This window comes from Chlamydia caviae GPIC (genome assembly GCF_000007605.1).
GTDB lineage: Bacteria > Chlamydiota > Chlamydiia > Chlamydiales > Chlamydiaceae > Chlamydia > Chlamydia caviae.
Map to the genome: position 1 here is coordinate 384916 of NC_003361.3, position 12882 is coordinate 397797.

Sequence of the window (12882 nt, forward strand, 5' to 3'; positions counted from 1 at the left end):
TTCTTATGAGGAGTTTTTTTATTTAATTCAGGTGACTATTTTTATTAGGGTTTCTAGACTAAGTATCCCAAAAATGCACACATGAACACATTTGCAATTGGGCCGATTTTTCTATGTTTACTATAGTATAAAGGGTTGGAAATTGTCCCTCTTTAATGAATATATTCCTGCATCAGATAGAATATAATGTTTTCTAGGTAAAGGGGAGATTCCCATAAGAAATCATTATTTTTCTTTGTCATATATCAAGCTATAGTCAATAGTATGAAATTCTTAATTAAAATAGAGTAAAGTTCGTGAATTATGCTAATGTGCTTTAAGTGATGTCATTTGCTGTGAAATTTTTAGAGTTTTCTTGTTTGCAAGTGACAGAGTTTATTTGTGAAAAGAATAAAGAGCTAGTTTTGAATAAAAAATGGCCTTTTGTTCTTGGGTGTGATAGCTAAAAAACAATAGAGATATCCTGTATTTGGCATATGATCAAGCAAATGGAAGACCGTAGGCAAACTTACCGTAGCTGCACTACTGCTGAGATAGATCGGTCGTGGTCAAGGTATTTTTTGTATTTTGCTATTACGGGAGTTTTTGGGTTAACGTTATTCTCTTTTGTCTATCTTAGAGTGCTTCATATTCCCATATATAAGGAGGGGGATATTGCTCAAGTATCTCTAAGTTCTCCTATTGATTTTTCTATAAGTTGGAATGTACATGCATTTTACAGTAAGACTGCTGAAGTTCCTGAAGTTTTTGGAAAAGTTTATCGGATTTCTGAAAGTCCTTGTTTTGACGAGCCTGAAGAGGAAGAAACACGACGCTGGTTGAAAAAAACTCAAGATTTTCTTGGGGCTGTAGGGTTTATAGATAACTCTACAGAAGCCTGCCTTCAAGATCTTCATCTACGTCCCTCTGCTTTGAAAGAAAGAGACCGTTTGTTAGGAATTCATGTAAGTTCTGATTCAAGAGCGGTTATACATCAGTGCGTTGCTCATGTGGATAACTTTCTAAAATCTGAAAATTGTCCACCATCTTGCAGATTACATATTATAGATAATTTAAAAGAGAAGCCTTTAGACATTGCCGTAGATAAGGAAAAATCAGGCTATGTTAAAGGAGATTTGCTCGGAACGCGACGTATAGAACATTTCCCAAAGGGAAGAGCTATTATAAGGCAGTATCAAAGAATTAGCGGTAGAGATGCTAAAATTCTTCGTTGCTTACGCCACCAACTCGTTTCTTCAACAACGTTATTTTCTTGTCGTGGAGCTTTCGGAGTTCTTTTTTTAGTCGCCGTTATTTTAATTTGGGGTTACCGCTCTTTAGTAACGTTTTGCCCTGAGTTATTAATGTCTCCAAAACGTTTCATGCTCTACATTGCTATCTTTTCCCTATCCTTGATTGGTGTGAAGATTACGGAGACTCTATGTGTGTTAGGTCCACAAAGTTGGGAGGTTTATCTCTCTTGCCCATTGATTCTTCCTTTTACAGCAATTCTCCTTGGTCACCTTGTGGGAATTCCTCTTGCAGGTGCTTCCTGCACATTTTTAGGAGTCCTCTATACTTTTGAGTCAGATATCTGGAATAACAGTTGGTTCCTTGCTATGAACTTATTGAGTTCCTGGAGGATTTTATTCACGGTAAGTCGAGTTACCCGCTTAACTTCTCTATTTTGGTGTTGTATGCGGTTGTGGTGGGTATCCACGGCTATTTTAACAGGATTCCGTTTGTTCTTTGGCGAAGCATCTATAACAGCTTTCCGTGCCGATTGTTTAGGAAGCTTTGTTTATAGTTTAATTACTGCTTTAGGAGTCGGCGCTTTAATTCCGGTATTGGAGTCTTCTTTTGGTGCGTGTACGCATAACCATTTATTAGCGTATTTAGATTCCGACTATCCTCTACTAAAACGGCTCTTTGAACAGGCTCCGGGAACTTACCAGCATTCAGTTTTAGTGGGTATTCTTGCAGAAGCTGCAGCGAATGCTATTCATGCTGACGGTCTTTTTTGTCGTGTTGTGGCGCAATATCATGATATTGGTAAGTTAATTAATCCAGGGTTTTTCATGGAGAATCATCAGATGCTTGGCACATCAAAAAATAACCTCTCTCCAATAGAAAGTGCAAAAATGATTATGCGGCATATTCCTGAGGGGGTAGAGTTAGCAAGAAAAGCAGGCCTCCCGGATTCTTTTATTCGTATTATAGAAGAGCATCATGGTACATCTGTTATTCTTTCCCCATACCATCGTCATTTGCAAAATAATCCTGATACAGGCGCTTTAGATGAAGAACTGTTCCGTTATCCAGGAAGAAAACCCTCCTCTAAAGAATCTACAATTATTATGATTGCAGATTCATTTGAGGCGGCGGCACGTTCCTTAGAAGGAACGAGCATGGTAGCTTTACGGGAGCTTGTAGACAAGATTGTATCAGGGAAAATGCATGATGGGCAATTTGCAGATTCCCCAATAACTTTGGACGAGCTTACTACTATCTGTGAGACTATGGTCAAAACACTCTATAGTGCTCTACATTCTCGCGCAAAGTATCCTGAAATGGTTTTAAAGCCTTGTGTATAGAAGAAACTCCAGAGAGAGTTAAATATCTACGGACCTTGGCTTGTTTCCGCAACATTTTACGCCTGCTGCTACGCACCTACCAATACCCAAGATAGCCTTCACCAATCCTGTAATTAAAAGGATCGGGAGAAGAAGAATAAGTAGAGGCAGCATAAATCCTAAACCACCCAAGACGCTAACGACTATGGGTAGAACCATGATCATTGAGGTTTCTCGACATTGAGGGCACTTTGTATTTGGAGTAAAGCCATTTATCGCTTGGAAAGAGGTGCAAGCACGCGTGTATCTGCGATAGAATATTCCAGCATAAACCAAACCTACAATAGGAATTAAGAGCAAGGGAAGATGCTGAAGCTTGGTTATCATAGCCTCTGGGGCCATTGGACAGCCGTGAATGACCTCTGGCAATATGACATGAGGTGCGAGACAGACGCTATTGTTTTCATTTACGTGTGTGTGTTGAGGAATTTGAACGACTCCCATAAACTCCTACCAATTTAAAAATACTGTAATGAACTCTATTTCAACTAGAAACGAATAGTAAGTATTTTATTATCATTTATAAATTAGTTCTATAGATTTTCTTTAGGAAAGAAATCTTAACCCGGTCAGCGCGATCATTTTCAGAGAGAATATAACAAAGAGTTAAGATGTCTTAACAGCTTGTATCTAAGTTTGATACATTAGGAGTATTTTGTTGAAAAATACTCCTAATGTATATGTCAGGTGTCACTGGAGTGTTTTGGAAGTGGGGCAGCAGCAGGAGCGGATTTTTGAAACAAGAGCAAAGATCAATAGGACAGATACTAGAAGTATTATGACTGGGAGTAAAAGACCTAGTCCACCGAGAACAGCAGTGGTTAGGGCAAAACTTAGGTGCCCTGCATCTACCAACGAACAGGTTCTATTTGAGCATTCTTCATTAGGGGCATACTCTAGTTTTAAATATTCTTTATCCAAGGCTCTTTTCTGATGAAAAAGATGGGCTGCGACAAATAAACCTACAACAGGAATGCAGGAAGCAATCTTTTGACACCAGCTGGATCCTGAATTTGGATAAACTAGGTGTTTGGGAACATGTATCGTGGTGGAGGCTTCTACATCTAGGGTAGAACCGTTTTCGCGCTTATGTGTATGCGCGGGAATGATTGTGGAGACAAGAGGCATAAGGGAATTACCTTCTTTTAAAAATTGATTTAAGGTGACCTAAGCTGGTGCTTAGGACGATTTTTTCTCTTTTATTTAAGATGGGAATTCCATTTTCAAAAATTTTATTTCCATAATTTACTTAAGAAAAAAATAAGCGAGGAGATTCTCACATATACTCACATAAAATCATAGACTTTTCTTAAAATACTTGGGTCTAGATGCATAATAATTACTATAATAAGAAAGGGAGTTAAAACTCCCATCCCTCCTAAAACCCTGATAAGCTATTCAGAAGATTAAGAAGCTCGTAAGAGTCTTAATATTTTCATTCAGGTTTGATAGATTGGGGGGCATTTTTATTGAAAAATGTCCCCCAATGTAGATGTTGCTGAGGTTTTTGGAAGTGGATCTTATGCTCTTTGGTTGGGAGAAGTGCAGCAGAAGAGAGATTGGATGCTTGTAACAAGAGCAATGAGTGCTGCGGCAACGATTACAAGCAACATGAATGGGAATAAAAGACCCAATCCGCCTTGGACAGCAATGCTTAGAGGAGCATTTAAGTGCTTAGGATCTAGTGACGCACAGGTTTTATTAGTGCATTCTTCATTAGGGGAATACTCTAGTTTTGAATACTCTTGACTCAAGGCTCTTTTCTGATGAAAAAGATGGGCCGCGACTAATAAACCTATACCGGGAATGCAAGAAACAACCTTTTGAAACTTGCTTAATCTTGAGTTGGGATTAACGAGGTGTTTAGGAACATATAACGTAGGGGATGCTTCTACATCTTTCCCGGGGGGGGGGGGGGGAAGGTGTGTGTGTGCAGGAATGATTATTGAGGCAAGAAACATAAGAGAATTACCTTCTTTTAAAATTAATGATAAAGTGGGCTACGCTTGTGCCTAGGGCGATTTTTTCTCTTTATTTAAGATGGAGTTTGTTTCCATAATTTTCTGGAGAAAAAATAAACAAGTACGTTTTCGCACATACTCATATAAAAACACAAAGTTTTCTTAAAGTTTTTAGAATCAGATGTGTAGCGATCCTGGTATAAGGAAAGGAGTTAAATCTCCTATACCTCTTAAAATCCCGATATTAAGAAAACTAGGAACACAGAAGAGTCTTGCTGTTTTGCATTCAGGCGCAATAAATTAGGAGTATTTTCTTAAAAATACTCCTCTAATTTAGATGTTGAGTGTGTGGGTTATTTTTGAAGAGGATTTTGTAATAATTGTTGGGGAGGGCGTTGGCAGCAAGAACGGATTTTCTCAACAAGAGCAATAATCGCTACCATAGCTAATAGAAGTATTATGAATGGGAATAAAAGACCTAATCCACCCAGTAAAGACGCACTTAGAACAATATTTAAGTTAGATGGATCTAATAATGAACAGCGTGTATGGGGGCATTTGTTACAGGGAATATACTCTAGTTCTTTATATTTCTTCGCCACTGCTCTTTTCTGATAAAGAACAAGGGGCACAACCAATAAACCTATAATAGGAGTGCAAGAAGCGATCTTTTGAAGAATGCTTGCTTTTGAGTTTGGAGTAGCTAGGACTTTAGGAGCCTGAATAATAGAGGATTTTACATCCTGGGTAGCATTATTTTTGTTCGTATGTGTATGTGGGGGAATGATTGTTAAGCCAAACAACATAAGAAAATTACCTGATTTTAAAAATTGATTATCAAATGGCCTAGGCTTGTGCCTAAGGCGGTTTTTTCTCTTTATTTAAGATAGATTTTGTTTCCGTAATTTGCTGGGAAAAAGTGAGTAAGCGCATTTTTGCGTATACTCACATAAAAACGCAAATTTTTCTTAAAATTTTTAGAATTAGGTACATAACGATTCCTAGCATAAGGAAGAGAGTTAAATCTCCTATACTTCTTAAAATCCCGACATTAAGAAAGCTAGGAATGCAGAAGGTTCTTGCGTTTTGCATTCAGGCTCAATAGATTAGGAGTATTTTCTTAAAAAATACTCCTAATCTAGATGTTGAGTGTATATGGGTTGTTTTTGAAGGGGATTTTGTCATCATTAGTCGGAAGAAGAGCAGCAGCAGGAGAAATCTAAGAGTTTGTCAACAAGAAAGATGATCGCTAAGGCAGAGTATAGCAGTATCATGAATGGGAGTAAAAGACCTAATCCACCTAGTAAAGACGCGCGTATAGTAGCATTTAAGTGCTTAGGATCTAGTGACGCACAGATTGGATGGTGGCATAGGCTACTAGGAGTATAGCCTAGTTTACTCATTGCTCTTCTCTGATAACAAGCAAGGGACAGAACAAACAAACCTATAATGGGAGTGTAGACAGCGATCCGTCGAAGGATGCTTGCTTTTGAGTTTGGATTAAGGAGTTTAGAAACCTGTGTAGTAGCGGTTTCGACATTCTGGCTAGAACAGTTTGCATTTGTATGTTCATGCGCGTGAATAGTTAGTGAGGCAAACAACATAAGAAAATTACTTGGTTTTAAAAATTGATTTCAAATGGCCTAGGCTTGTGCCTAAGGCGATTTTTTCTCTTTATTTAAGATAGATTTTGTTTCCGTAATTTGCTGGGAAAAAGTGAGTAGGTGCATTTTTGCGTATGCTCACATAAAAACGCAAATTTTTTTAAAATTTTTAGAATCAGGTGCATAACGATTCCTAGAATAAGGAGGGGAGTTAAAGCTCCTATGCCTCCTAAAATCCCGAAGGCAATTAAAGGGAAATGGTATTTAGGGTGTAGCCGAGAGCACAGTTTATCCATGCAATTTTTGTTGGGCGTATACTCTAATTTTGAATAAGCATCGCGCATTACTGTACATCTACGATAGATTAAGAAAATTGTAAAAATGAGCCCTAAAACGGGGAAAACTAGGAAACGTCTACTAATTTCAGGAAAATACGCTGTTTTGCAGACTAGGATTTGTATTTCAGAAACAGGTATTGAGCTATTCTTACTTATCGTGTGTGTATGAGCTGGTAGGGTAACGTATGAAGTAAACGTCATCTTGCCTCATGAATTTTATGATTGCAATTTTGATTGCTATCAGCAGCATAATGCTGATGACGAGCGTCACACAGTTGTTAATGATTGTGATTAAATTTGCTTTGGACGTGATTGTCAGCTATATTGTTTCAAACAAGGCCGTGCTTGTCTTGAGTGAGGTCAGAGGCGTTTAACGGAAGTAAAAGCTTTTTCCATGCTTCGATATTTTTTGCTGCTGTAATGCTTAAACGTCCCTGAAGAGGGTGGTAAGGAGGAGGAAGAGTTTTGGTGTACGGCAGGCGTAGGTGGAGTCTAATGACAGCAGCTTTTGCAACAACAATAGCGTCGTATTTTCCGCTTTCTAGTTGTTTCAGCCTTTCCTCTATTGTACCTCGAATATCGAGAATCTGTCCTTTAGGAAATAGGTTTTTTAACATTTCTCCTCGACGTAAAGAAGAACTTCCTAGTCTAGGGTTTTTAGGAAACCGTTTCCAAAGGTAGCGTTCGCCATAAACTAAAAGATCTGAAGGGTCTAACCCGTTAGTTATTGCTACGATGGAGGTTTTTGATGGATTGGGGAGATCTTTAGCAGAATGCACAGCAAGATGGCAGTTGCCGCGAAGAACAAGTTTATCCACAGCATCTGTGAAAAATTGTGAATTTTCTACAAGATGCAAGGGAGTCTTTTTATCTTTATCCCCAAGGGTATGCACTGTGTGTATTTGAACCCAAAGTTTAGGGAACCAGGAACGAAGAAGACAAACGCACTCATGTGCCTGAGCTTGTGCTAAGGTAGAGCGGCGAGAAGCTATGCGTAAGGGACGCCTTCCTGAACAAAAATCAGAAAGAAAAGGATCAGTGTAGCAATCGGATAGCATCTTTTATAGTTTTCACCCCTCGAATATCTAATTGGTTTTTAATTTCAGAAGATAGCCCTGAAATCTGTCCTTCGGGAATCACTGCACCCTCGAAACCCATAAGTTTACTTTCTTTAAGACGCCTTTCTAAATGGGTCACATGACGAATTTCGCCTCCCAAGCCTATTTCTCCAGTAAACGTATAGTTTTGAGGAGAAAGGCGATTGTACAATGAGGATACTACCGAAAGACCTGCTCCTAAATCTGCAGCAGGCTCTGTAACTTTTAATCCTCCAGCTATGGAAAGAAAAACATCCGCAGTATGGAATTTTATTTGAGCACGCTTTTCTAGAACAGCTAAGAGTAATAAAAAGCGATTCTGGTCAAATCCTGACGTTTTTCTAATAGGATTGGCAAATGGAGAAGATGAAGCTAAAGCCTGCATCTCAATAAGTAGAGTTTCAGATCCTTCAATAATAGGAATAATTACAGAACCTGTGGTTTCTGTAATTTTTTCTTGTAGGAAGAGGCCAGAAGGATTGGTAACTTCTTTTAATCCATCCGCGTGCATGGATAAAATAAGCAATTCATTCGTAGGACCGAAACGGTTTTTTACGGAACGTATCATGCGATAATTAGCATGGGAATTTCCCTCAAAATACAAGACAGTATCTACGAGGTGTTCTAAGACTCTAGGACCAGCAATTTCTCCAGATTTTGTTACGTGCCCGATAACAAAAGTTGTGATTTGTGATTGTTTAGCAATATGCATCAGTTCGGAGGTCACTTCCCGTACTTGAGCCACAGATCCTGGAGAGGAATGTAGGGCAGGATTGAATACAATTTGGATAGAATCAATAATTAAAATGTCAGGATGTAACGTTGCTATCTGCTGCTTGATATCATCGAGATTCGTCTCGGGGAATAGGTAAATATTTGCATTGGAAATATGTAAACGCCGTGCTCTTAGAGAGGTCTGCGTTACAGATTCTTCCCCGCAGACATAAAGGACTTTAAGGCCCCGATGGGCAAATTTCGCAGCTGTTTGTAAAAGCAACGTAGACTTGCCAATCCCTGGATCGCCTCCTAATAGAGTAAGGCTGCCACGAACAGCACCTCCACCTAAAATGCGGTCCCATCCCGGCTCTCCTATACACAGACGTTCTTCTTCGCAAAGTTCTACAGTATTCAAAGATACTGCAGTCGCTTGCGTTCGAGAACGTCTTCCACTTTGAGAGGGGGAAATATGTTCTTCAATGAACGTGTTCCATTGTAAACATCCGGGACATTGACCTAACCATTTTGGTGTGTTGGTTCCGCATTCATTACAAGTCCATTGTGTTTTTATTTTCGTAGTCATGGGCATCTAAAGCTTTTTGAGCTGCAAGTTTTTCGGCTTCTTTTTTTGATAAGGCACATCCCTCTCCCCAAACTTCATCGTTCACTATTACACGAATATGGTAGCCCGGAACACCTTGTTGTGATGTCCATGGCGTACATTGGTATACAGGTAATGTCCTCAGTTGTTTTTGTGTGAGCTGCTGAAGGCGGTTTTTGGGATTTCCAAGCATAAGAGGAAGGATATCTTTTTTTGAAGGTAATAACGGCACGGTGATTTGTCGTGCTGGGGCTAAACCTCCATCTAGATAAACAGCTCCTAAAACAGCTTCGAATAAATTAGCATAGGCTGAAGTTCTGCCACGCTCATTTTGAATTCTTTCTCCCTTTCCTATAAGTAGATGTTCTCCTAATCCTAATGCGTCGGTATATTGGCAGCAAGAAACTGCATTAATTAAAGCTGCGCGTGCTGTGGACAGTGTCCCTTCATCCATGGAAGGAAATAACAGGAATAAGTGTTCAGTTACGATTAAACATAACACGGCGTCTCCCAAGAATTCTAAACGCTCGCTATCTTCGGTAATAGTCACAGTCTCATTCCTATAAGAAGGGTGTGTGAGAGCAGTCACTAAGAGTTTCGGTTGAGTAAATGTAAAATTTAATTTAGCTTCAACTTCTTTAATGTTGATCAGATTATTCATAAAATTATGAAATGTTGCCCTATTAAAATATAACGCATTAGTTATCGGAGTTTTTTTATAGGCGGAAAAGGGCTTAAAGTCTATAGTACTTTTGGTTACGTTCTCTTAAATGGATAAGTATGAGGATCGTTCTACATTTAGAACACCTGCGCCATTTTCAAAATCAAGGTAGTATATTATTCGAAGATTTGGTCTCTGCAGACGATTGTTTTGCTTTAGAAACAAAACTCAGACACTTCGTAGAATCCCTATCCAAAAATACACTAGATGCGCGCTGGAGAGACAATATCTTTCGTTCCCTTCCTGAAGTGGCAGCTTTAGTTAAAAAGCGGCGTTTGGATACTTTTGCCGCGAATCTCGTGCATCGACCTCGATTATCGTTAGTTGGTGATTTTTGGGTTTTGCCCGGCGATAAGCTTATCGAAAGAGAAGAAGATTGTCAGCTACTCTTATCTTTATCGGGAGATAGGGTAGGGCAGGGAGTATTTTTCGTTGGACCTTATCCTACGGATCTTTATTTCCCAGAATCAGGGGAAACAGCTCTTCTGCTTGTCTTCTCTTCTGCGGGGATCCCTATTTCTTAAAGACATTTCCCTCTTTTAGATAAATATACGAAATTGTTTGCCTAGAGCTATTTTTATGTTATGACGGCATAAGAGCGATTTGTTTGTAGGAACTTTTATGAAGCATCTTCAACAGAAAATAGAAACTCTTTGTAACCCTATAACAGCGAAGAATATCTTAACCTGGTTGTCTAGTGATTTTGGTCAGAATGATCGGGAAACGATAGCCGAGCTTCTAGAAAACAATCCGCAGCATCTCGAAGAGCTATTTGGAAAAACTCTTGCATTTGGTACCGGAGGATTGCGTAGTCCTATGGGATTAGGTACCAATAGAATCAATGTTTTCACAGTGCGACGTGCTACGCAGGGCTTGGCTCAAGTATTAAAAAAACACAATCCGCATCCCGGAGATCCTATTCGGGTGGTCATTGGTTATGATACTCGACACTGTTCTTTTGATTTTGCTCAGGAAACTGCCAAAGTTTTCGCGGGGAATAAAATCCATGCACTTATATTTAAGGATCCCGAACCTTTAGCCCTCGTTTCTTTTACTTTACGATCTCAAGAGGCTTTAGCCGGGGTGATGATTACGGCTTCCCATAATCCTCCAGAGTATAATGGATATAAAGTCTATATGGCCTCAGGAGGGCAAGTGCTACCTCCTTTAGATCAGGAAATTATTCAAGCCTCAGCAAATGTCGAAGAAATTTTAGTCGTTGATTCTTTAAAAGATCCCTATATCCATCTCATAGGGGAGGAATACGAGGCTTTATACACAGAAACCGTGCGGCAACTACAGCTCTATCCTGAAGATAATCGTATTTCCGGACAGGCAATTCACGTAAGCTATTCTCCACTCCATGGAACTGGGGTCACCATGATCCCTCGAGTTTTAAGAGATTGGAATTTCCCCATGGTGAAGCTTGTTGAAAAACAAGCACTTCCCGATGGGAATTTCCCCACAGTGCATTTGCCTAATCCTGAAGATCCGGAAGCCCTGACTTTGGGAATTGAGCAAATGATAAAGAATCAAGACGATATTTTTATAGCTACAGACCCTGATGCTGATCGTTTGGGTGTGGTTTGTTTGGATGAGAATCAACCTTATATATTTAACGGAAATCAAATCGCTTGTTTGCTTGCAGATCATATTTTACGTGCATGGTCGGCTCAAGCCCCTTTAGGGAAGGAAGACAAGGTGGTTAAAAGTTTGGTAACTACAGAAATGCTCTCGGCAATCACAGAGTCTTATGGTGGTGATATCATAAATGTAGGGACGGGATTTAAGTACATTGGCGAGAAAATAGAAGCTTGGAGAGGCCAATTAGAAAGGTATGTATTTGGTGCAGAAGAGTCCTACGGTTATCTCTACGGTACACATGTAGAAGATAAAGATGCGATTAGCACATCAGCATTAATTACAGAGGCTGCTTTAAAGCAAAAACTCCAAGGGAAAACTCTTCGAGAGGCTATTTTAGATTTATATGAGACTCATGGATATTTCATGAATAAAACGCTTTCCCTATCCTTTGAGCCTGGTCAGGAAAGTTTCATGAAATCACAAATAGAGAAGTTGGCAGTTCTTGATCCCTCGACCATGTCCTTAACAGGGTATCCTGTGGCAGCATTTGAAAATTATCGCCAGGGGATAGGCATCAATATTGCTTCGGGAACTACATATAAACTGCATCTTCCGAAGATGTTCATGTTGTGCTACTACTATCAAAATGGAGGAAAGATCATCGTGCGTCCTTCAGGAACAGAACCTAAAATAAAATTGTATTTTGAGCTTGTGAATCATTACGATGTGGTAGCAAAAAAGAAAGAAGAGCGTATCCAAAGAGAACAAGAAAGTCAGAAAAAATTAGAGGATTTTATTTCTGAATTTAAAGAGAAGTTCTCTTCTTTAAAGCCTGAATAATAAAATTAAAATCCGCTTGTAGTAATATCCATAGCGCATCTACACTGACGTTGCAGAATGCTGGCTAGATTTTGTTCTCCTCTTGTCTCTGTTTTTATAAGAGGCAAGAGCCGTAATACGCCCGTATAAGATAGAATATCTCAAACCAATGCTCTTGATGAACTCAAGACAGATATGAAGGACTGCTTTATGACCTTTGTTCCCTATACTTTGCCCGAATTGCCCTACGATTACGATGCTTTAGAACCAGTGATTAGCGCAGAAATTATGCTTTTACATCATCAAAAGCACCACCAAAGTTATATAAATAATTTGAATGAAGCCTTGAAGAAATTAGACGTTGCTGGTGTTCAGCAAGATCTTACACGCCTGATTGCCTTAGAGCCTGCCTTACGTTTTAATGGCGGGGGACATATTAACCACTCTCTATTTTGGGAAATGCTCGCTCCAGTAGATCGTGGCGGCGGCGTACCCCCAAAACATGGGTTGCTCAAGCTGATTGAGAAATTCTGGGGAACTTTCGATAATTTTTTAAAAGAATTTATTGAATTTGCAGCTCCTATTCAAGGATCGGGATGGGCGTGGCTAGCTTTTTGTCCAAAAAAACAGGAGCTTATGCTATGTGCAACAGCAAATCAGGATCCTCTAGAGGCGACCACTGGTAAGGTGCCCCTTCTCGGAGTGGATGTCTGGGAACATGCTTACTATCTCCAGTATAAAAATGTTAGATTAGATTATTTAAAAGCTATTCCTCGAGTAATTAATTGGGGATATATTGAAAAAAGATTCTCTGAGACAACTAATTAA

At 39.4% G+C, this 12882-nt stretch carries 12 protein-coding genes; 4 read left to right on the forward strand and 8 right to left on the reverse strand.

Going from position 1 to position 12882, the window contains the following annotated elements; genetic code table 11:
* The first annotated feature begins 476 nt into the window (after nucleotides 1-476).
* Nucleotides 477-2573, forward strand: a complete 2097-nt coding sequence (locus CCA_RS01680) for an HDIG domain-containing metalloprotein (RefSeq protein WP_011006298.1) — start codon at nucleotides 477-479, stop codon at nucleotides 2571-2573.
* Nucleotides 2574-2591: 18 nt separating this feature from the next.
* Here CCA_RS01680 and CCA_RS01685 read toward each other — a convergent pair whose 3' ends face one another.
* The 8 genes from CCA_RS01685 to rnc all read right to left on the reverse strand — a co-directional run bounded on the left by CCA_RS01685 (nucleotide 2592) and on the right by rnc (nucleotide 9591).
* Nucleotides 2592-3056: a hypothetical protein gene (locus tag CCA_RS01685; protein WP_011006299.1), complete on the reverse strand. Its 465-nt coding sequence runs from the start codon at nucleotides 3054-3056 to the stop codon at nucleotides 2592-2594.
* Nucleotides 3057-3302: 246 nt separating this feature from the next.
* Nucleotides 3303-3740: a hypothetical protein gene (locus CCA_RS01690; protein ID WP_011006300.1), complete on the reverse strand. Its 438-nt coding sequence runs from the start codon at nucleotides 3738-3740 to the stop codon at nucleotides 3303-3305.
* Between the two features lie 392 nt (nucleotides 3741-4132).
* Nucleotides 4133-4573 (reverse strand): hypothetical protein, encoded by a 441-nt coding sequence (locus tag CCA_RS01695; protein WP_011006301.1) that lies wholly within the window; start codon nucleotides 4571-4573, stop codon nucleotides 4133-4135.
* A 353-nt stretch (nucleotides 4574-4926) separates the two neighbouring features.
* On the reverse strand, nucleotides 4927-5379 hold the full coding sequence (locus CCA_RS01700; RefSeq protein ID WP_011006302.1) for a hypothetical protein: 453 nt from the start codon (nucleotides 5377-5379) through the stop codon (nucleotides 4927-4929).
* Between the two features lie 381 nt (nucleotides 5380-5760).
* A complete protein-coding gene (locus CCA_RS01705; protein WP_011006303.1) occupies nucleotides 5761-6177 on the reverse strand; it encodes a hypothetical protein in 417 nt (138 codons plus the stop codon).
* A gap of 667 nt (nucleotides 6178-6844) precedes the next feature.
* Entirely contained in the window at nucleotides 6845-7573 is a 729-nt protein-coding gene (locus tag CCA_RS01715) for a hydroxymethylbilane synthase (RefSeq protein WP_011006305.1), read from the reverse strand.
* The gene (gene radA, locus CCA_RS01720) at nucleotides 7551-8912 is read right to left on the reverse strand and encodes a DNA repair protein RadA (RefSeq protein ID WP_011006306.1); all 1362 of its coding nucleotides are present in this window, start codon (nucleotides 8910-8912) and stop codon (nucleotides 7551-7553) included. The genes CCA_RS01715 and radA overlap by 23 nt, the downstream gene beginning before the upstream one ends.
* Complete coding sequence (gene rnc / locus CCA_RS01725; RefSeq protein ID WP_011006307.1) at nucleotides 8878-9591, reverse strand: ribonuclease III; 714 nt, start codon at nucleotides 9589-9591, stop codon at nucleotides 8878-8880. The genes radA and rnc overlap by 35 nt, the downstream gene beginning before the upstream one ends.
* A 119-nt stretch (nucleotides 9592-9710) precedes the next feature.
* Here rnc and CCA_RS01730 point away from each other — a divergent pair, with 119 nt between their 5' ends.
* From CCA_RS01730 to CCA_RS01740, 3 genes are all read left to right on the forward strand, one after another.
* Complete coding sequence (locus CCA_RS01730; protein ID WP_011006308.1) at nucleotides 9711-10175, forward strand: DUF5070 domain-containing protein; 465 nt, start codon at nucleotides 9711-9713, stop codon at nucleotides 10173-10175.
* Between the two features lie 97 nt (nucleotides 10176-10272).
* On the forward strand, nucleotides 10273-12075 hold the full coding sequence (locus CCA_RS01735) for a phospho-sugar mutase (protein ID WP_011006309.1): 1803 nt from the start codon (nucleotides 10273-10275) through the stop codon (nucleotides 12073-12075).
* A gap of 189 nt (nucleotides 12076-12264) precedes the next feature.
* Entirely contained in the window at nucleotides 12265-12882 is a 618-nt protein-coding gene (locus tag CCA_RS01740; RefSeq protein WP_011006310.1) for a superoxide dismutase, read from the forward strand.